1 protein-coding gene is annotated in these 1,579 nt (G+C 43.9%); it reads right to left on the bottom strand.

Annotation, left to right across the window (positions count from 1 at the left end; translation table 11 throughout):
• On the bottom strand, positions 1-1,579 hold a 1,579-nt coding region (locus tag DXA60_RS18420), incomplete at both ends, for a leucine-rich repeat protein (RefSeq protein ID WP_147345415.1).

Raw genomic sequence — 1,579 nt, 5'->3', positions numbered from 1 at the left:
TAGGTAATTTTATATGGTACTGTAACCGTACAGGATGCCTGATAACTACTATTTTCAGACGAAGTCACCGTGATCTTCGTTCTGCCCGGTGCCTTTGCTGTCACACTGCCGTTGGCATCCACGGTGGCAATCTTTGTATTTGCCGATTTCCAGACTACCTTTTTATTGGAGGCATAAGATGGTGATACGGTTGCATTTAAGGTGAGCTTCTCTCCTCTTTTTACCTCTGCTGATGTCCTGTCTAAAGTTATTCCTGTTACTTTCGCCTTTCCGGTAACAGTCACATAGCAGACTGCATATTCATCACTGCCATCCGTTGCCGCAGCCCGGATTTTTGCTTCGCCCTCCGATTTTGCAGTGACAAGTCCGCTTGCAGAAACCTCTGCCACTTTCGTATCAGAAGAAGTATATTTGAGTTTTTTATTTGTGGCATCCGAAGGTGAAATATATGGTTTCAACTGATAGGTTTCACCAGCTTTTAATTCAATCTCATCCTCATCAAATTCGATCCAGTCTATCAGCTGCGGTACAGTTATCTTACAGGCAGCTTTTACATTTCCAGCCGTTACCGTAATGACTGCTGTTCCAACACCACAGATCTCCACATATCCGGTATCCGAAACAGTGGCAACCTCTTCATTGGAACTTGTCCATACCACTGCATCTGTGAAATTCAAAGGCGCGATCGTCGCTGTCAACTGGAACCTGTCATAACGCTCTGCCGTCTTGTTGGTGACATCCAGACTGATCGATGTTGCATGAATGTCCTGCGCAACATATTTAATGCCTTTTCCATTTGCGTAGGTCTGCGCATAACAACTGGAAGGACCGTACATCGTCATTTTCTTTGGATAGGAAAATGCATTTGATGCGATCGAAGTTGTGTTGCGTGGGACTGTGATCTGCGTCAGCTTCGTGCAGTTGACAAAGGCACTGTCACCGATTGTGGTCACATTGTAAGGAAGCACGATGGACGGCAGGGCTGCGCAGCCATAAAAGGTCTGGCTGTCAATTTTCTTTAATTTGCTGCCTAACGTAATATCCGTTAAAGCCTCGCAGCCGTAAAAAGCAGAACTTCCGATGGATGATACGGTATCCGGCACCACTGCTTTTTTCAGGAATTTACAATTTTTGAATGCATTGCTTTCTATTTTTTCCACTCCGGATGGAAGGATGGCTTCCGGCAGGGATTCACAGCCGGAAAAGGCAGAATCTCCGATCGTGGTCAGGGTGGATGGGAAGTTGATGGTGGTTAACTTTTTGCAGCCGGAAAATGTGCTTTTCTGAATAACTTTCTGTTTGTTTGACATATGAATTTCTGTCAAATTAATACAATCGGAAAAGGCAGAACTTCCCATTAATCCAATATTATCCATAAGAATTATTTTTTTAATTGCTGTACAATCTTCAAACGCACTCCCACCTATTTCCGTTACACTGTCTGGGATATTAATATTCGTCAGGCTGCTGCAATTTGCCACACCTTTATACTCTATAACTGTTACTGTATCTGGAATTGTTAATTTCTCCAGCTGAGTACAGCCTGCAAGCAATGCTTCCGCTATTTCCGTTGTTCCCT

This window comes from Roseburia sp. OF03-24 (genome assembly GCF_003463035.1).
GTDB classification, from domain to species: domain Bacteria; phylum Bacillota; class Clostridia; order Lachnospirales; family Lachnospiraceae; genus Roseburia; species Roseburia rectibacter.
This window is presented reverse-complemented; position numbering and strand designations above follow the sequence as displayed.